At 66.3% G+C, this 16,792-nt stretch carries 17 protein-coding genes; 6 read left to right on the top strand and 11 right to left on the bottom strand.

The genetic code is table 11. The features are described 5' to 3' along the window. Positions 1-3 precede the first annotated feature (3 nt). From AC5P8R_RS13200 to AC5P8R_RS13180, 5 genes are all read right to left on the bottom strand, one after another. Complete coding sequence (locus AC5P8R_RS13200; RefSeq protein ID WP_014646900.1) at positions 4-1,347, bottom strand: LLM class flavin-dependent oxidoreductase; 1,344 nt, start codon at positions 1,345-1,347, stop codon at positions 4-6. 18 nt (positions 1,348-1,365) lie between these two features. Beyond that, complete coding sequence (locus AC5P8R_RS13195) at positions 1,366-2,343, bottom strand: MsnO8 family LLM class oxidoreductase (RefSeq protein ID WP_014646899.1); 978 nt, start codon at positions 2,341-2,343, stop codon at positions 1,366-1,368. A 14-nt stretch (positions 2,344-2,357) separates the two neighbouring features. Next, a complete protein-coding gene (locus AC5P8R_RS13190; RefSeq protein ID WP_197574368.1) occupies positions 2,358-2,720 on the bottom strand; it encodes a DUF3088 family protein in 363 nt (120 codons plus the stop codon). A gap of 157 nt (positions 2,721-2,877) precedes the next feature. Beyond that, a complete protein-coding gene (gene msuE, locus AC5P8R_RS13185; protein WP_014646897.1) occupies positions 2,878-3,459 on the bottom strand; it encodes an FMN reductase in 582 nt (193 codons plus the stop codon). Between the two features lie 153 nt (positions 3,460-3,612). Continuing rightward, on the bottom strand, positions 3,613-6,189 hold the full coding sequence (locus tag AC5P8R_RS13180; protein WP_495223515.1) for a TonB-dependent receptor plug domain-containing protein: 2,577 nt from the start codon (positions 6,187-6,189) through the stop codon (positions 3,613-3,615). A gap of 328 nt (positions 6,190-6,517) precedes the next feature. Here AC5P8R_RS13180 and ftrA point away from each other — a divergent pair, with 328 nt between their 5' ends. From ftrA to AC5P8R_RS13165, 3 genes are all read left to right on the top strand, one after another. Then, on the top strand, positions 6,518-7,519 hold the full coding sequence (gene ftrA, locus AC5P8R_RS13175; protein ID WP_014646895.1) for a transcriptional regulator FtrA: 1,002 nt from the start codon (positions 6,518-6,520) through the stop codon (positions 7,517-7,519). 94 nt (positions 7,520-7,613) lie between these two features. After that, complete coding sequence (locus AC5P8R_RS13170; protein ID WP_049440768.1) at positions 7,614-8,048, top strand: BLUF domain-containing protein; 435 nt, start codon at positions 7,614-7,616, stop codon at positions 8,046-8,048. A 107-nt stretch (positions 8,049-8,155) separates the two neighbouring features. Further along, positions 8,156-8,623, top strand: a complete 468-nt coding sequence (locus AC5P8R_RS13165) for a chemotaxis protein CheW (protein WP_481442703.1) — start codon at positions 8,156-8,158, stop codon at positions 8,621-8,623. A gap of 11 nt (positions 8,624-8,634) precedes the next feature. Here the strand turns inward: AC5P8R_RS13165 and AC5P8R_RS13160 are convergent, their stop codons facing one another. The 3 genes from AC5P8R_RS13160 to AC5P8R_RS13150 all read right to left on the bottom strand — a co-directional run bounded on the left by AC5P8R_RS13160 (position 8,635) and on the right by AC5P8R_RS13150 (position 10,883). Beyond that, a complete protein-coding gene (locus tag AC5P8R_RS13160; protein WP_057494058.1) occupies positions 8,635-9,135 on the bottom strand; it encodes a hypothetical protein in 501 nt (166 codons plus the stop codon). Between the two features lie 92 nt (positions 9,136-9,227). Further along, complete coding sequence (locus tag AC5P8R_RS13155) at positions 9,228-9,815, bottom strand: TetR/AcrR family transcriptional regulator (protein ID WP_401730907.1); 588 nt, start codon at positions 9,813-9,815, stop codon at positions 9,228-9,230. 123 nt (positions 9,816-9,938) lie between these two features. Continuing rightward, positions 9,939-10,883: an AraC family transcriptional regulator gene (locus AC5P8R_RS13150; protein WP_495223513.1), complete on the bottom strand. Its 945-nt coding sequence runs from the start codon at positions 10,881-10,883 to the stop codon at positions 9,939-9,941. 108 nt (positions 10,884-10,991) lie between these two features. Here AC5P8R_RS13150 and AC5P8R_RS13145 point away from each other — a divergent pair, with 108 nt between their 5' ends. Next, positions 10,992-11,831 carry an oxidoreductase gene (locus AC5P8R_RS13145; protein WP_134966714.1) on the top strand — a complete coding sequence of 280 codons (840 nt, stop codon included), beginning with the start codon at positions 10,992-10,994 and terminating at the stop codon, positions 11,829-11,831. 47 nt (positions 11,832-11,878) lie between these two features. Here AC5P8R_RS13145 and AC5P8R_RS13140 read toward each other — a convergent pair whose 3' ends face one another. The 3 genes from AC5P8R_RS13140 to AC5P8R_RS13130 form a co-directional block, all read right to left on the bottom strand. Next, positions 11,879-13,648: an oleate hydratase gene (locus AC5P8R_RS13140; RefSeq protein ID WP_495223512.1), complete on the bottom strand. Its 1,770-nt coding sequence runs from the start codon at positions 13,646-13,648 to the stop codon at positions 11,879-11,881. Positions 13,649-13,789: 141 nt separating this feature from the next. Then, a complete protein-coding gene (locus tag AC5P8R_RS13135) occupies positions 13,790-14,314 on the bottom strand; it encodes a GNAT family N-acetyltransferase (protein ID WP_495223511.1) in 525 nt (174 codons plus the stop codon). A 199-nt stretch (positions 14,315-14,513) separates the two neighbouring features. Then, positions 14,514-15,608, bottom strand: a complete 1,095-nt coding sequence (locus tag AC5P8R_RS13130) for an FAD-dependent oxidoreductase (protein WP_495223509.1) — start codon at positions 15,606-15,608, stop codon at positions 14,514-14,516. An 80-nt stretch (positions 15,609-15,688) separates the two neighbouring features. Here AC5P8R_RS13130 and AC5P8R_RS13125 point away from each other — a divergent pair, with 80 nt between their 5' ends. Both AC5P8R_RS13125 and AC5P8R_RS13120 read left to right on the top strand, forming a co-directional pair. Beyond that, entirely contained in the window at positions 15,689-16,144 is a 456-nt protein-coding gene (locus AC5P8R_RS13125; protein WP_014646885.1) for a MarR family winged helix-turn-helix transcriptional regulator, read from the top strand. 183 nt (positions 16,145-16,327) lie between these two features. Next, positions 16,328-16,783: an SRPBCC family protein gene (locus AC5P8R_RS13120; RefSeq protein WP_046430242.1), complete on the top strand. Its 456-nt coding sequence runs from the start codon at positions 16,328-16,330 to the stop codon at positions 16,781-16,783. Positions 16,784-16,792 lie beyond the last annotated feature (9 nt).

The raw sequence follows: 16,792 nt of genomic DNA, 5'->3' as shown, positions 1-16,792 counted from the left end.
GCCCTACCCCGCCTTCCGCGCCGGCTCGGCATCGGTCGAATGGCGGCTGGCCTTGTACGGCAGGCCCAGATGCTCGCGCAGGGTCTGCCCTTCCAGCTCGCGCTGGTGGTAGCCGCGCGCCTGCAGGATCGGCAGCACCTGGGTCACGAAATCGTCCAGGCCTTCGCGCTGTGCCGCAAAACCGAGGATGAAGCCGTCGCTGGCACCGGCATCGAACCAGCGGATCAGCTCATCGGCCACGCGCTCCGGCGTACCGATGAAGTTCGGTCGTGGGCTCACTGCTTCCAATGCCACCTGGCGCAGGCTCAGCCCCTTCTCCCGCGCATCCTGCTTGATGCGGTCGGTGGTGGAACGGAACGAGTTGCTGCCGATCTCACCCAGGTCCGGGAACGGCGCGTCCGGATCGTACTGGCTGAAATCGTGGTGGTCGAAGAAGCGTCCCAGGTAGGCCAGTGCATCCTCCAGCGTGGCCAGTGCGGCGATCGCCTGGTACTTGGCTTCAGCCTCCCCTGCGGTACGACCAACGATGGGGCCGATGCCCGGGAAGATCTTCACGTCGTTGCCGCTGCGGCCATGCGCGATCGCCGAGTTCTTCACCTTCTGGGTGAACGCGCGGGTTTCTTCCAGCGATGGCGAATGGGTGAACACCGCATCGGCGTACTTGCCGGCCAGCGCGATGCCATCGTCGGATGAACCGGCCTGGAAGATCACCGGCTGGCCCTGTGGCGAACGCTGGATGTTGAGCGGGCCTTCCACCTGGAAGAAGCGGCCCTTGTGGTCGAGGCGGCGGAACTTTTCCGGCGCGAAGAACGTACCGCTGTCGCGCTCGCGCACGAAGGCATCGTCATCCCAGGAATCCCACAGCCCCTGCACCACCTCCAGGTACTCGTCGGCGATCTGGTAGCGCAGTGCATGCTCGGGATGTGGGCGGCCATAATTGCGACCCGAGCCCTCCAACGGCGACGTCACCACGTTCCAGCCGGCGCGGCCGCCGCTGAGCAGATCCAGCGAGGCGAACTGGCGGGCGACGGTGAATGGGTCGCTGTAGGACGTCGACAGCGTGCCGGCCAGGCCGATCTTCTTCGTGGCCGTGGCCAGCGCCGACAGCAGCGAGATCGGCTCGAAGCGGTTGAGGAAATGCGGGATCGACTTCTCGTTGATGTACAGGCCGTCGGCCACGAAGCCGAAGGCGATGCCATTGTCTTCGGCGGTGCGCGCGATGTCGATGTAGAACTGCAGGTTGACGCTGGCATCGGCCGGGTTGGACGGGTGCTTCCAGGCATGCATGTGGCTGCCGGGGCCCTGCAGCATGATGCCGAACGGAATGTGGCGCGGGGTCGTGCTCATGGGAAACGCTCCTGCAGGTCAGGCCACCGCCGCGCGCGGCGCGGGCGACAGCAGTTCAAGGGATGTCAGGCGTGCGTCGAGGTCGGCCACCGGCGCATCGAGGATGAACTCGCCCACGCCGAAACGCCGGTGCAGCGCATCCAGTTCGTCACGCACGTGCTGCGCATCACCGGACAGCACGCTGGGGCGCGTTTCCTCGATGCGGAAGTCGGCCACCCCCACCTGGCGCGCGTACTCGGCAGCTGCCTCGGCGCTGGGCAGGTTCACCGCCTGCCCGGGACCGAGGTGCAGCTTGTAGACGCGCAGCGCACCGATATGACGCGAAGCGGCTTCCGCAGTCGGTGCGGCGAAGGCCACCGTGGCCAGCAGCGGTGGCTGCGAGGCGACGCTGCGATAGGCGTCGAACGCGGCCTCGATGTGCTTCGGGTCACCATCGAAGTGCGCGGCGTAGACGAAGCGCCAGCCCAGTTCGGCCGCCTGCTTTGCGCTCTGTGGACTTGCGCCGAGCAGGAAACGCTCCGCCGCCTGCTGCGGAACCGGCCGCGCCAGCGCCTCGCTTTCGGCGCCGGCCAGATAACCCTCCAGGTCGCGCAGTTGCTGGTCGAAGTCGGCGAACGGCGGACGCCCGGCTGCCAGCGCGGCAGTCGAGGCCGGCAGGCCGCCGGGGGCCTTGCCCACGCCCAGATCGACGCGCCCCGGCGCCAGCGCCGCCAGCAGGTTGAAGTTCTCCGCCACCTTGTACGGCGCGTAGTGGCGCAGCATCACCCCGCCACTGCCGATGCGGATGCGCCGGGTCTGCGCCAGCACCCAGGCCGCCAGCACTTCCGGTGCAGGGCTGGCCAACGTCGGTGCGGCATGGTGCTCGGCAAACCAGTAGCGGTGATAGCCCAGCTGTTCGGCGCGCTGCGCCAGCTGCAGGCTGTTGCGCAGCGCCTGCTCCGGCGAAGCGCCCTCGGCTACCGGGCTCTTGTCCAGCACGCTGATCTGATAGCTCACGGTCGCGTCCTCGCTCAGGGGTGGGCCACGGGAATGCCGAGCAATCCGTTCAGTGCGGCCAGGATCGGTTCGGCACCGGAGATGTACTGCCGGTCCTGGTGCGCGCCACTGGCCAGGTCGCTGCGTACGCCCTGCGGCAGCACCAGCTTGGGCAACGACTGGTCCTGCTCGCCGATCTCGGCGATCACCTCGCGGCGCGGCCGCGCGAAGCCGATGCGACGTACGTCCAGCTGCGCATCAAGGCCGTCGATGCTCGACAGTGCACCTTCCAGCAACAGGCTGTGCCGGCAGAAGAAGCGCTGGCCGGGAATCTGGCCGTCCTCGAACTCGCGATCGAGCAGGAACAGGATGGGTTTGCTTGCTGCGTCGAGCTTCACTGGGGGGGTCCTCATCTGGGCCGGCAATGCGATGCCGCTTCGATATCGATGCTAGAGATGCCGGCGGCTGCGGCAGCGACGCCTGGCGACAATCGGCGGTCAGATCCGGCCATGCAGATGCAGCGTGGCCATAAGCAAAGCGCCGCCGGTTATGGCGTCAGGCGATGCGTCGCAGCGGCGCCGCTACCGCCAGCGCCTGCGTCGCCAGGTGGCCGGCCGCACGCTCGGCTGCCAGCGCGATGCGTGCCTGCAAGGCAGCACTGTTGATGTGCTCGCCGTCGAAGTCGGCAGGCGTGGCATACACCCCGATCGGCAGCGTGTGCGCCTGCAGGAAACTGAACAACGGCCGCAACTGGTGGTCGATCACCAGCGCATGGCGCTCGCTGCCACCGGTCGCCGCCAGCAGCACCGGCGTATCCACCAGCGCCTCCAGCCCGACGAAGTCGACCAGGTGCTTGAACAACCCGGGATACGAGCCGCGATAGACCGGCGCGGCCACCACCAGCAGCTCTGCGGCCTCGATGCTCTGCAGCGCCTGCTCCACCTCCGGCCCCGCCTCATCGCGCGACAACGACTGGCCCAGCGAGCGCGCGATCGGCGCCAGCTCCACCAGCTCCACGCTGGCATGCACGCGTTGCTGCAGCGACGCCAGCAGATGCCGCACCAGCAGCAACGTGCGCGATGTCGCCGAACTGATCGGCGACCCCACCAATGCAACCACCTTCAATGCAGAAGACATGAACTGCTCCTCGATAATGCCGAACTACCTCCGGCCGCCCTTCGTCTTTTGTAGAGCCGAGCCATGCTCGGCTGCTTCCCGCCTTTGTAGAGCCGAGCCATGCTCGGCTGCTTCCCGCCTTTGTAGAGCCGAGCCATGCTCGGCTGCCCCAGATCAGAACCGGTAACTGATCCGCCCATACCAATACGCCCCGACGTTGCCCAACGCGTCGCCGCTGTCCCACGTCGTCTCGATGCTCGCCACATCGGTGGCACTGCGCGCATACGCGGGCACCTCGCGCGTGCGCTTGTCGAACACATTGTTGATCCCCAGCGCCGCGCTCCAGCCCGCCCCCAGCTCCACGCCGCCGGACAGGTTGGTCACCAGCACCGGCGGCTGCTTGTACTCCACGCCGTTGTTCAGGCGCTTGATCGGGCCGTAGTAGGTGAAATCGACGTTCGAGCGCCAGCGCCCGTTCTGCCAGCCCAGCCCGGCTACCTGGGTGTAGCTGGGCGTGCGGAAGCGCAGCGCGTATTCGCTGCTCTTGGTCAGCAGGTTGATGTTCGGCAGCCCCTGCAGCGCCGCCGGAATGTCGCTCACCTTCTGGATGGTGGTACGGCCGACGTTGGCCGCGTAGCTCCAGCGCAGCTTGCCCCACGCAGTGTCCTGGTTGGCTTCCAGGGTCAGCTCGACACCGCGCGTGCGCGTATTGCCCACATTGGTGAAATAGCTGGCGTAGAACGCATCACCCGGCAGGATGCTGATGCCGGCGGAACCCAGCAGCGCATCGATGGTGTTCTTCTGCGCCGCGCTCAGCACCGTACCGCTGTTGTCGGTGATGCGCGCCGGATCCTGCGCGTTGTAGCCGATCTGGCTGGACTGGCCCAGCTGGCCACGGATGTCGATCTGGTACGCATCCACGGCCAGATGGAATGCAGGGCTCGGGTCCCAGGTCACGCCCAGGCTGTAGTTGGTGGCTTTCTCGGGCTTCAGCGGCGTAGCACCCAGCGCAACCGCCGCCGGTGAAGACGCCTGCGCCACCAGCGTGGTCCCGCACGGGCAGCTGCCCGTGGCCTGGTAGAACTGTGCGCCCAGGCTGGGCGCATGGAAGCCGTTGCTGACCGTCGCGCGTACACCCAACGCGTCGGTGAAGTCGAAGCGCGTGGTCAGGCGGCCAGTGGAGACACTGCCGAAGTCGGAATGATCTTCCCAGCGCGCCGCGGCATCCAGATACCAGCGCGAGGTGATGTTGCTGGCCGCGCCCACATAGACCGCCTTGCTGTTGCGCGTCGCCTTCACCGCATCGGCGGTGGAGTAGCCCACGAACGCGGCTGCACCGAAGCCGGTGTACGACTCCCACTGCCCGGCCCCGCGTTCGTACTGTTCGTGCTGGTACTCGGCGCCTGCGCTCACTTCCAGCGGCGACGCAAAGGCCGCCACCTCGAAGCCACGGCGCAGGTCGAGGTTGGCGATCCCCTGCTGATAGTCCAGCTTGCCGTCATAGAAGTCAGTGGGCGAACCGGGATACGGCAGCGAGTAGTTAACCGAATTGCGGGTATAGGTGCGCACCGTGCTGCGGTTGCCGGTCAGGCTGGCGTCGTAATCCCAGCCCGCGATCTGCCCCTTCACGCCCGCAGTGCCGGTGTACTGCTTTTCCTTGGTCTCCAGCACCGGCAGGAAGCCATCGGGAAACACGCTCAGCACGCCGGGTGCCTTGTAGGTGGTGAAGATGGTCGCCGGCAGGCGGAAGTTCTGGATCGCCTGCGCGGTGCGGTCACTGGCCGTGGCGTTGGCGTAGAACTGCGCGCTCTCGCCCAGGCCATGGCCTGCATTCACTGCGAAAGCCTTCAACGCGTACGACGGCGAACTGAGGATGGTGTTGGCCTCGGCATCGCGGTTGGCCTCGGCCGGGTTCGGCGATGCACCCGTCGGCAAGCGGTTGTTCGGGCGCAGTGCGACCCGGTTGCCGTTGGCATCTACTGCCGGATAGCTCAGGTAGCCATCGATGTAGCGCCGGGTGCGGATCGCGTGGTGCTGCCGCGTGTTCTCGCCGGACAGGTTGACGAAGCCATCCTGGCCCCACGGCAGGCCGACATTGGCGCGCACGCTGGTACGCGAACCATCACCATCGATGCTCTGCCCGCTCTCCACCGACACATCGCCACCGTGCGCCTGCGATTTCAGGATCACGTTGACCACGCCGGTGATCGCGTCCGAGCCATAGATGGCCGACGCACCATCGCGCAGCACTTCCACGTGGTCGATGGCCGAGACCGGAATCAACGCCAGGTCGGCCCAGGCGTGGCCCGGAAAGCCACCACCGTTTGCGCCACTCACGTAAGCGCTGGCATTGCGGCGCTTGCCGTTCACCAGCACCAGCGTGTAGCCCGGCGACAGGTTGCGCAGCTGGTAGCCACGGATCAGGCTCTCCTGGTCGCTCTGGTAGCCGCCGATCTGGCTCAGCGACGGCAGGCTGCGCTGCAGCGCTTCCAGCAGGTTGCCCTGCCCGGTCGCGGCGAGGTCCTCTGCAGAGATCACATCGATGGGCGTGGAACTGTTCTTCACCGTGCGCGTGCTGGTGCGTGAGCCGGTGACCACCACCGCATCCAGCGTGGACGCTGCCACGTTGGCTGTCGCGGCGGTGGCAGCAGGATCTGCGTCTGCTTCAGCCGCATGGCTGGGCGAGGCGGCAAGGATGGCTGTGATCAGAACAGCGAGAGTGCTCAGGACAGGGGCGTGGGCGGCAGGCATGGGGGCTCGTGGGGGGGCCGGAAACACGCTTCCATTCAAGGGCCTGTTCACCTGGTGCGACAGGCGCGATCGCGTCACCCAGCCGTAACATCCGGCCACCCACATGACCGCTGGTAATGACGTTAGGCGGCGCACACGCACAGGGTCCCCCACGGAGTCGGATCCCTTTCCATAGGAAAGGGCTCTGACCCCACGCACGCCTCCCCACCACGGGGTCAGAGCCCTTCCTGCGGAAGGGATCCGACCCCGGTTCCCATATGCCCGCCCGGCATCACCTCATGCCCGCGCATCACGCAACGCCACGCACCGCCACCCGTAGCATCAAGCCATGCCCAGCCCACCCGCCGATCCCACCGCGCCGCTCGTTGCCATCGTCGCCTGCCACGGCCAGGGGCTGTTCGAGTTCGGCTGCGCGGTCGGCCTGTTCGCGCCGGTGCGGCCGGAACTCGGCGTGGCCTGGTACCGCACCCAGCTGTGCGCGGGCGAACCCGGTGCGCTGCGCATGCTCGGCAATGCGCAGGTGCAGCTTCCCTACGATCTCAGCGCGGTTGATGACGCCGACATCATCGTCATTCCCGGTTGGCGCGAACCCAGCGAGCGCCCACCGCAGGCACTGCTCGATGCACTGATCCGTGCCCACGCACGTGGCGCGCGCATCGCCTCGATCTGCTCCGGTGCCTTCGTGCTGGCCTGGGCCGGGCTGCTCGATGGCCGCCAGGCCACCACCCACTGGCGCCTCACCGAAGCGCTGGCACGCGAGTTCCCACGCATCGATGTGCGCGAGGATGCGCTGTACGTGGATACCGGCAGCATCATCACTTCGGCCGGCTCGGCCACCGGCATGGACATGATGCTGCACATGGTGCGCAAGGATTACGGCGCGCGCGTGGCCAACCTGGTGGCCGAACGGCTGGTCCTGGCACCGTGGCGTGATGCCGGGCGCAGCCAGCGCGTCAGCCGCGCCATTCCCCACGGCGAGCCCACCCGCTTGGCAAAGCTGATGGAATGGATGCGCCGCAACCTGCGCGAGCCCCACTCGCTGGGCAGCCTCGCCGAGCAGGCCGCGCTCAGCCAACGCACGCTGCAGCGGCAGTTCCTGGACGCCACCGGCCTGTCGCCGATCGACTGGCTGATCCGCGAGCGCGTGGCTTTCGCGCGCGAGCTGCTGGAAACCACTGACCGGCCGCTGCAGTGGATTGCAGAACAGGCCGGCTTTGGTTCGCAGGAATCGTTCCGTCGGCACTTCCGCGGTCAGGTCGACGCGAGCCCTACCGAGTACCGCAGCCAGCATCGCGGCGGTCTCGGTGCCGACCGGTTGGTGGGCTGTTGATCCAGTGCGCGGAGCCAATCGCGGCGTGAGCAAAGCCTCACGACGGTCCGGGCTTGCGTGCGTATAGTGACGTGCGTCACAAGAAGCCCCTTCCATGCTCCATGCATTTGCTTACTCCAGCCGCATGTCGGCTGAGCTGTCCAATCAAGCCCTCCACCAGATCGTCTCGCAATCTGCCACGTTCAATCGCCGGGTGGACGTTACCGGTGCGCTGATCGTCGACGGGCAGCGGTTTTTCCAGTACATCGAAGGCCCGCCCGACGCCTTGGAAGCAGTCAAGCGCCGCATCCATGACAGCCGCTCGCATTCTGCCGTCGTGCCGGTACTGGACATGGCCATCAGCGCGCGTGCCGTTCCGTACTGGGCAATGACCCACATCGAGACCGGGCAGATCGTGGTGTCCGGCCTGGTGAATGCGCGCTGGGACGAGTTCGGCCACTCCATTCCGGGCATGGACCAGCTCGTCGGCCTGCTGCGTCCGCATTTTCCACGCGTCGGCACCGTCGGCGCGCCACGCGCAGCCGCCTGATAGACACTGAACCATCGCCTTGCACGCGCACGCCGACGCGGCCGCGCGTTGCGTCCAGGCGTCATCATCCAGATCTCCTTTCCCATCGTCTTCGCCACGCCCATCGCATGCCCGTACCCGCCCACCCTGTAACGGAAACACGCGCATCGCCTGCCGACCTGTTCGAGATCGTCGTCGTGCGTGCAGGCACCGTCCTGTTCGCCATCGACATCCAGGCGGCGGTCGAAATCCGCGGTCCGGAGGCATTCGGCCCTGCAGACCGCAACGGCAGGCCGACCCTGGAGGTCCGTGGGCAGCCATTACCCGTCGTCGACCTGCGCCGCATGAGCGGCCAACCGGCATTCGAGGGTGGCAGCCCGGCCATGCTGCTGATCAACGCCGGCACCGCAACCCTGGCGCTGGCCGTGGACGAAGTGCTGGAGATCGAGACGCCGGACGCGAGCGCGAACACCCCCGAGCCTGCAGCGGGCCAATCGTTCTGCTTCTGCAGCCGGCACATTCAACTCGATCCGGCGCGCTCGGCTGCACTGATCGAACCGGCGGCACTGCTGGGCGCACTTGCCGCGCAGGGGTGACCGGCGGCGTCTCAGGATCGTCCTGCCAAGGCACGGTTTCGCAGCCTCCAGCACTGCGCGGCAAAGCCGATCACGAACACCACCAGGCAGGCCAGCAGCGTGTGCAGCACCACCGGGGCCATCGGTGCCGCCGCAATCGGATGCGCTGCCGGCAGGCGGGTCAGCGTTTCGTTGACGCCGGGCACCAACGAGAGCAGGAAGCTGAACGACAGTGCGAAGGTCGACAGGTAACGCGCGGCGCGCCCCAGCCAGCGCAGCCGCGCGGCCAGCACGCCGCCGAATGCCACCAGCAGCACGATCACCCCGAATGCGTGGCCGGGGTTGATCCCGCCCGTGCTGGACACGGTGAACGAGGTGGCCACCGACAGCACCAGCCCCACCAGGTACAGTTTGCCCGCGCGCGTGGCGGGATCGATTGCGCGATGGCGAATGAAGGCATACAGGCCACTCAACACCGGGATCAGGCTGACAGCGGTATGGATCACGCCAAGTGTGGACAGAGGGTGGGACATGGGACATCTCCAGGGACAGAATTAACCTACTAGTAGGTAGGCACTGGGTTCAAAAAGAAGGCCCGCGTCGCCGCAGGCCCACCACACATTTCTCAGGACGCCGCGCTCACCCGCGCGATCGCCAACCGCGCCAGGGCCGCGAAGGTCGCCGCATCACCGAAACCGCGCGCGGCCAGCATCGCGCCGTGCACCGATGACATGAACGCCTTGGCCTCATCGGCCGCCGAGCCCTGCAACTGCAGTTGGCCCATCGAAGCGCCCTTCTCCAGCGTCACTGCCAGCCAGCCGCTCAGGTCCTCGAAATGGCCGCGCACTTCCTCAGCGATCTCTGCCGGAATCATCGGCGCTTCGGCGGCCAGCATCGCGCAGATGCAGAACGAGGACGTACCCCCTGCAATGCAGCTGGACCAGTAATCCACATAGGCGTTGAGCTCCTGCAGCGGGTCGGCCAACTGCCGGTCCAGCAACGCCAGGCCTTCGCGCGCCTCGGCCCGGTACAGCTCGACCACCGTGCGCACCAGCTCCGCCTTGCTGGGGAAGTGGTGATGGATGCTGGCCTTGCTGATGTTCACCCGCGCCGACACGTCGGCGTAGCTGAAGCCGTTGTAGCCGCCGGCTTCCAGCAGCGCACGGGCATGGGCCAGGATTTCCTGGGCCTTGGGTGAGAGCGACTCTTTCATGGCAATAAACCTACTAGTAGGTAGACATCCTGTCAACCCCCTGTCTGCTGCACCCGCCAGGCGTCATTCCCGGTAGAGCCGGCCGCTGGCCGGCTTGCTGGCAACGTGACCTTCGATTGCCCCTCAATGCGAAGACACGTATACCGCATCGGCTGGCGGAGGTGGCAGCGCGAAACTGCGCCGCATCCGCGCGACCTCGGCCGCCGGCGGCAACGCGAACAGGCGCTTGAACTCACGGTTGAACTGCGACGGGCTGGCATACCCCACCGCCAGCGATGCCGCTTCGGCAGTCATCCCCTGCCGCAGCATCAGCAACCGTGCCTGGTGCAGGCGGGTCGACTTCACGTACTGCATCGGCGACGTGCCGGTAATCGCGCGGAAGTGGTCGTGGAAGGTCGCCACACTCATGCCCGCTTCGGTGGCCAGTTGCCCCACGTCCAGGGTGGTGGCATATCCGGCATGGATCGTCCGCAGCACTCTGCCGATGCTGCCGAAGCGCCCGCGCATGGCCAGCGCCTCGCGCATTGCGCCGCCCTGTGCACCCGTCAGCACGCGGAAGTACACCTCACGCACCAACGCAGGGCCGAGCACGGCAGCCTCCAACGGTTCAGCCAGTGCCTCCAGCAGGCGCAGCACCGTGGCCTGCATCGGCGCCTGCATCGGGCTGGACATCATGCTCTGCGCCGGTGTCGCCGAGGTGCCCTCCTGTTCACCCAGTTCGATCAGCAGATCCGCCGCCAGCTGCAGATCCAGGTGCAGGTAGATCGCCAGCAGCGGCGCCTGGGCCGACGCATCGGTTTCCATCGTGAACGGCACCGGCACCGACACTGCCAGGTAGTGCTGGGCGTCGTACTGGTAGACCTGCCCGCCCAGATAGCCACGCTTCACGCCCTGGCAGACGATCACGATGCCGGGGTCGTACAACACCGGCGTGCGCGCCAGTGGCCGGTCCGATCGCAGCAACCGCACCCCCGGCAGGCGCGTGAGCGTATAGCCCTCCTCCACCGCCAGCGTCTTCAGCAGGCCGACCATGCGCGCCTGCACCTGCCGTTGCAGGGAATCGACCACAGGCACAGGCACTCCAGAGGAATAGGCAAGAATGGCCGAATCCTAGGCCTGTGACCCCGGTCGTTCAAGAACTAACGTGCAAGCCCTGCCCACCACGAACGCCCCCTCATGCCCCCTTCCCGCTTTCTCCTCATCACCGGTGTCAGCAGTGGATTCGGCCGCGCCCTTGCCCAGCAGGCCCTGCTGGCCGGCCACCGCGTGGTCGGCACCGTGCGCAACGAAACCGACCGCCAGGTACTCGAAGCGCTCGCTCCCGGCCGCGCATTCGGTCGCCTGCTGGACGTAACCGATACCGCCGCCATCAATGCGCTCGTCGCCGATATCGAAACCAACATCGGAAGCATCGACGTGCTGGTCAACAACGCTGGCTACGGCCACGAAGGCATCCTCGAAGAATCCACGCTCGCCGAGCTGCGGCAACAATTCGAGGTGAACGTGTTCGCTCCGGCCGCGCTGATCAAGGCCGTGCTGCCGCACATGCGCGCCCGGCGCCGCGGCCATATCCTCAACATCACCTCCATGGGCGGTTTCATCACGATGCCGGGCATCGCGTGGTACTGCGGCAGCAAGTTCGCGCTGGAGGGCATCAGTGAAGTGCTTGGCAAGGAAGTCGCGCCGTTTGGTATCCACGTCACGGCCGTCGCGCCGGGTTCCTTCCGCACCGACTGGGCAGGCCGCTCGATGGTGCGGGCACCGCGCAGCATTGACGACTACGACGCATTGTTCGATCCCATCCGCAACGCGCGTGAGGCGAAGAGTGGCCACCAGCCCGGTGATCCAGTGAAGGCTGCGCAGGCCATGCTGCAGGTCATCGACAGCGACGCTCCTCCCCGCCACTTGCTGCTGGGCAGTGATGCACTGCAGCTGGTGAGGGCAAAGCTGGCATCGATGGCCGGTAGCATCGACGCGTGGGAACAGCTGAGCCGTTCGACCGACGGCGTAGCGTGAGATCTTGAGGCCGCCGATGCCCTCACCGGCGGCCTCCCCCTGCCCGCTCAGTCTTCCTGCACCAGCTTGAACTCGCGCAGCAGGCCACCGATCTGGGTCTTGTCCAGCTTGTTCATCAGCAGATTGCGCAGGAACGCAGGCCCGGGAATATCCAGTTCCTTGCCATCGCGCAGGCGACCGGTGGCGGCCAGCAGCGAGCGCACGTCATACGTGGAATTGAACACCTCCGGCACGCCGCGCTCGATCCCCAGCAGGGTGTACACCGCTTCCATCGGCGTGCGCACCGAATATTCGGTGGTGAAGATGCAGTCGCGCTGCTTCGATTCGGCAAACTGGCCGATGAAGGCGAAGTTCACCGCACCGTCCGGCACCACGTCCGGGCGGTCACCGGCCTGGCGTGGCATGAAGAACGCCGTGATGTACGGCATCATCACCGGCACCGTCTTCGCACCGGTCGCGGCCAGCGCATCAATCTCTTCCACCGGCACGCCCAGGTGGTACAGCCACTCGCGGGTGATCTCCTCGCCGGTGCACTCCTGCATCGGCTTTTTCACATAGTCGCCCGGCGTATCCACAAACAGCGAGTACACCCAGACCACGATCTGGTCCTTGGGCTGGTTCTTGAAATGCGGCTGGCGGTTCACCGTCCAGCTCATCAGCCAGCGCGAGTCGCGCACGCTGACGATGCCGCCGGTCACTACCTTGCCACTGAACGGGTCGCGCTTGGCGATCTTCTGGATGTAAGCCGGAATGCGCGCATCCAGCGTCGTCACTGTCGCCGATTCCCACTTGGTCTGCGGGATATGCGCGCCGAACACATCCGGGCGCCCGAACGCCGCATCCTTCGCGGCGATGCGGCGCCACAGGTCCCAGGCCGGCGCCGGTCCTTCGTTCAAACGCGCCGCGGTGTGGTGATCGCCATTATCCGAGTTTTCGGTCAACGAACCGATCGTCATGAAAACAAGGTCATCCACCCCCAGGTCCACGCCGCCGGCCACGCCTTCGCGCGTCCAGTGGATGCGGGTGGCCTGCTTGCGGCCGACCGACAGATCGAAGTCGACGTCGGTCACCTCGGTGCCGTACTGGAACACCACACCCTGCTCCTGCAACCACTTCACCAGCGGCAACACCAGCGATTCATACTGGTTGTACCGGGTGAACTTCAACGCCGAGAAATCCGGCAGGCCGCCAATGTGGTGGATGAAGCGATGCAGGTACAGCTTCATCTCCAGCGCTGAGTGCCACTCCTCGAACGCGAACATGGTGCGCCAGTACAGCCAGAAGTTGCTGTCCAGGAAGTCGCGGCCCAGCACCTCGTCGATGCGCTTGTTCTCCATCTCCTTCCGGGTGGCCAGGAACAGCGCGATGATGTCCTTCTGGGCCTGCTCGGTCAGCGTGAACAGGCCATCGGTGTGCGCATCTTCGCCGCGATTGATGGTGGCACGCTGCAGCGAATAGTTCGGGTCGTCCTTGTTCAACCAGTAGAACTCGTCCAGCACGCTGGCATCTTCAATCTCCAGCGACGGAATTGAGCGGAACAGATCCCACAGGCACTCGAAGTGGTCTTCCATCTCGCGGCCGCCGCGGATCACGAAGCCCTTCTCCGGCACCTTCAGGCCATCCAGCGCGCCGCCAGGAATCTGCTGCTGTTCAAGGATGGTGATGCGTTCACCGGCCATGCGCCCGTCGCGCACCAGGAATGCGGCGCCGGCCAGCGAGGCCAGGCCCGAGCCCACAAACCAGGCGCGCTTGCCATCCACACCGGCCGGCTTGCGCGGGCGCGCGAAAGCTTCGTAGTTGCCACTGCTGTAATACATGCGTTGCACCTTCCTGGAGGGGGTCATCAGGAACCGGCAGCGGAATGACACAGCCATCCGATGCAGGTCATGACCCTACTCTAGCGCCGAACCGGTCTATCGTTTCCTGCACGCAGGCTGCGACGGAATGACGCAGCCGCGTCAGAGCGTCCTTCCCAGCAGCATGCCTGGCCAGCCGTCCACGTTGAACGGCGCGATGCGCGTATACCCGCAGGATTCATAGAAGCGCACCAGGTCGCCGCTGCCTCCGGCGTAGCAGTCCACACGCAGATGGTCGACACCGGCAGCGCGCGCCTGCTCGTCGGCAAACGCCATCAGGCGGCGGCCGATGCCACGCACGCGCACATCACGCGAGGCCACCAGAACCCGCACATACAGCTCCGGCCCGGTGGGGGCCGGCACATAGGGCATCGACTCGCCCAGTGCCAGGAACGCCCGCACGTTGCCCTGCTCGTTCTGCGCCACCCATGCGCCTGGCAGCGCGCACGCCTCGGTGACCTGGGCAATCCGGCGCGGCATCGTCGACCACGGTTCGCTGCCCCATTGCTGCACATTGCCGATCGACACGAACCACTCGATCACCTCGTCAAAGAGCCCCAACACTGCGGGGGCATCGGCCGCGCTGGCGCGGCGGATGTTCAAGGCGTCCTTTCCAATTTCAGTCATGCGTTCCGCTCCTGTCATACCACGCTCCCCAACCCTGGAAAACAGGGGAGCGTCGGCTGGTTCAACCAGTCTAGCGCGTGCCCCAGCGTGGCTACCTGTACCGGACCAAAGCAGTCGGAAGTCCATGTGACTTCCAGCGCGCCGCCAGGAATCTGCTGCTGTTCCCAGTGTCGCAGGTGCGTACAGACTCGATGCTTCATCAACCGCGTGGAGCATCCCCTCCGGTAGTGAACCAGCGCTGGAACCCCTCGATCGCATCCGGCATCAGGGCGCGGGCGCGTTCACGCACCAACACTTCGGCGTCGCGCATCGCGCTGATCGCATCCGGCCGCGCGCACAACGCCATCGCCACATCCGACGCGTCCAGCATCGCCAGGTTCACGCCCACGCCCACCGGCGGCATCAGATGCGCCGCATCGCCGATCAAGGTCACGCCATCGCGCGGGGCCCAGCAAAAATTCGCTGGCAGGCTGTAGATCGGCCGCCGCACGAAGTCCGTGCAGGCCTCCAGCAGGCGCCGAAGGTTCGTGGCCCACCCGGTATAGCAGCCTGTCACCAGCGTCCGTATGCCGTGCTGCGCGATCTGTGCATCAAGCCATTCGGAAGAGCGCTTCAGCGCCGCATACACGCAGAGCCGATCGCGGCTGTTGCGTTGCACGAACAGGGCCTCCTCGCCGCCAAAGCAGAACAGGCTGCCCTGCCCGACCATCGCTGCGATGTCCGCAGCAGGCTGTGCGATCCAACCTTCGAAGAAGGTAATGCCGGTGGGCAGCGGCTGGCACGTACTCAAGGCCGCGCGCACTTTCGACCACGCACCATCGGCACCAATCACGATGTCCGCCTCGCGCTGCACGCCGTTGGCGAATCGCAGGCCGTGGCCGTTCGCCTGTGCAGATACCAGCGCGGTCAGGCTGTGGCCCCACTGCACCGTGTCCGCCGGCAGCGCGTCCAGCAGCAGCTGGCGCAGGTCGCCGCGGTCGATCTCCGGCTTGTCCTTGCTCCCTTCCGGCCCGAACCCGCCGGTGGTGATCTCCCCGGACCACGGGTCGCCCATCCGCGCCTCCTGCCCCTCATGCCGCGCCACCGCACGGAAGGCCTCCAGCAGGCCCGCGCGCTGCAGCGCCACCTGCCCGGAATCGTCGTGCAGATCCAGCGTGCCGCCCTGTGTGCGCTGCTGCCCGGATGCTTCGCCCTCGTACACGCTCACGGGGTGACCGCCCCGATGCAGGATGAGCGCAGCGGTGAGGCCAGCGGGGCCTGCGCCGATGACGGCAATACGGGGAGGGTGCTGCATGGCGCGATCCACGTTAGTTGATACGTCAACCGTATGCCGCGAGGGTTGACATGTCAACCATTGCCCGGCAACGTTCGGCCATGACCTCCCCCAGCATCACACCCGACGAATGGGCCACCTGGCGCGGCTTCCGGCGCATGGCAGAAATCACCTCCGGCCGCATCGTCCAGGACATCACCCGCAGCACCGGGCTCTCAAGGGCCGACTTCATCGTGCTGATGGAGCTGAACCAGTCCAAGGATCGCTGCCGCCGCCAGCGCGAACTGCTGGACTACCTGGAATGGGACAAGACGCGCCTCTCCCACCAGCTGACCCGCATGGCGGGCCGTGGCCTGATCGAACGCGATACCGACAGCGAAAACGTCGTAGTGATCCGCATGACCACAGAAGGGCACGCGCAGCTGCGCGCGGCACGGCCGGTACACGCCGCCGGTGTCCGCCGGTATTTTCTCGACCATCTCTCCGCGGATGATCGTGCCGCACTGCAGCGGATCACCGACAAACTGCATGCCGCCCTTCAGGACGCGGAGAACTGAGCCATCGCCCCGGTAGTGCCGGCCGCTGGCCGGCAACTGCACGCACCCAACGCCACCGGGATGCCGGCCAGCGGCCGGCACTACCACGCCCGGGCGTTCGTGGCGGGGCTTGACATGCAGGCATTTACCTGCATATAGTCCACTCAAGGGCGGCGCCTGCCGGCCCATCGCGAGGAACCTGCAATGGTGGATATCGCACACAGGGTCGGCATCAAGGCCCCCGCAAGCCAGGTGTACCAGGCGCTGGCCACCCCCGAAGGCGTGGCCGCCTGGTGGGCCGAAGACGCGCACGGCGACCGCGAAGCCGGCGGCACGGTCAAGGTCCGTTTCACCAACAACGGCCAGGAAATCGGCGCCATGGAGATGAAGCTTGAGCAGCTTGTTCCAGGCGAGCTCGTGCTGTGGCGGTTCCTCGCCGGCCCCGCCGAATGGATCGGCACCCACGCGCGCTTCGCGCTGAAGCAGGAAGGCGACTACTGCATCGTCCTGTTCACCCATGAAGGCTGGAAAGAGCGCGTCGAGTTCACCTCCCACTGCAGCACCAAGTGGGCGGTGTTCCTGATGAGCCTGAAGGCACTGCTGGAAACCGGCAAGGGCCAGCCCAACCCACACGACGTCAGGATCGACAATTGGAATTGAAGACCTCCC

The sequence above is a fragment of the Stenotrophomonas sp. YJH_SMC_73 genome (genome assembly GCF_059370155.1).
Note: the sequence above shows the minus strand (reverse complement) of the source record. Positions and strands in the feature narration are given on the sequence as shown.

Excerpts from the sequence above, each read along its gene's own strand:
- AC5P8R_RS13140 (WP_495223512.1), bottom strand. The coding sequence starts at position 13,648 with ATGTATTACAGCAGTGGCAACTACGAAGCTTTCGCGCGCCCGCGCAAG.
- AC5P8R_RS13170 (WP_049440768.1), top strand. The coding sequence starts at position 7,614 with ATGCTCCATGCATTTGCTTACTCCAGCCGCATGTCGGCTGAGCTGTCC.
- AC5P8R_RS13135 (WP_495223511.1), bottom strand. The coding sequence starts at position 14,314 with ATGACTGAAATTGGAAAGGACGCCTTGAACATCCGCCGCGCCAGCGCG.
- AC5P8R_RS13165 (WP_481442703.1), top strand. The coding sequence starts at position 8,156 with ATGCCCGTACCCGCCCACCCTGTAACGGAAACACGCGCATCGCCTGCC.
- AC5P8R_RS13145 (WP_134966714.1), top strand. The coding sequence starts at position 10,992 with ATGCCCCCTTCCCGCTTTCTCCTCATCACCGGTGTCAGCAGTGGATTC.
- AC5P8R_RS13155 (WP_401730907.1), bottom strand. The coding sequence starts at position 9,815 with ATGAAAGAGTCGCTCTCACCCAAGGCCCAGGAAATCCTGGCCCATGCC.
- ftrA (WP_014646895.1), top strand. The coding sequence starts at position 6,518 with ATGCCCAGCCCACCCGCCGATCCCACCGCGCCGCTCGTTGCCATCGTC.
- msuE (WP_014646897.1), bottom strand. The coding sequence starts at position 3,459 with ATGTCTTCTGCATTGAAGGTGGTTGCATTGGTGGGGTCGCCGATCAGT.
- AC5P8R_RS13200 (WP_014646900.1), bottom strand. The coding sequence starts at position 1,347 with ATGAGCACGACCCCGCGCCACATTCCGTTCGGCATCATGCTGCAGGGC.
- AC5P8R_RS13120 (WP_046430242.1), top strand. The coding sequence starts at position 16,328 with ATGGTGGATATCGCACACAGGGTCGGCATCAAGGCCCCCGCAAGCCAG.
- AC5P8R_RS13180 (WP_495223515.1), bottom strand. The coding sequence starts at position 6,189 with ATGCCTGCCGCCCACGCCCCTGTCCTGAGCACTCTCGCTGTTCTGATC.
- AC5P8R_RS13130 (WP_495223509.1), bottom strand. The coding sequence starts at position 15,608 with ATGCAGCACCCTCCCCGTATTGCCGTCATCGGCGCAGGCCCCGCTGGC.
- AC5P8R_RS13125 (WP_014646885.1), top strand. The coding sequence starts at position 15,689 with ATGACCTCCCCCAGCATCACACCCGACGAATGGGCCACCTGGCGCGGC.
- AC5P8R_RS13160 (WP_057494058.1), bottom strand. The coding sequence starts at position 9,135 with ATGTCCCACCCTCTGTCCACACTTGGCGTGATCCATACCGCTGTCAGC.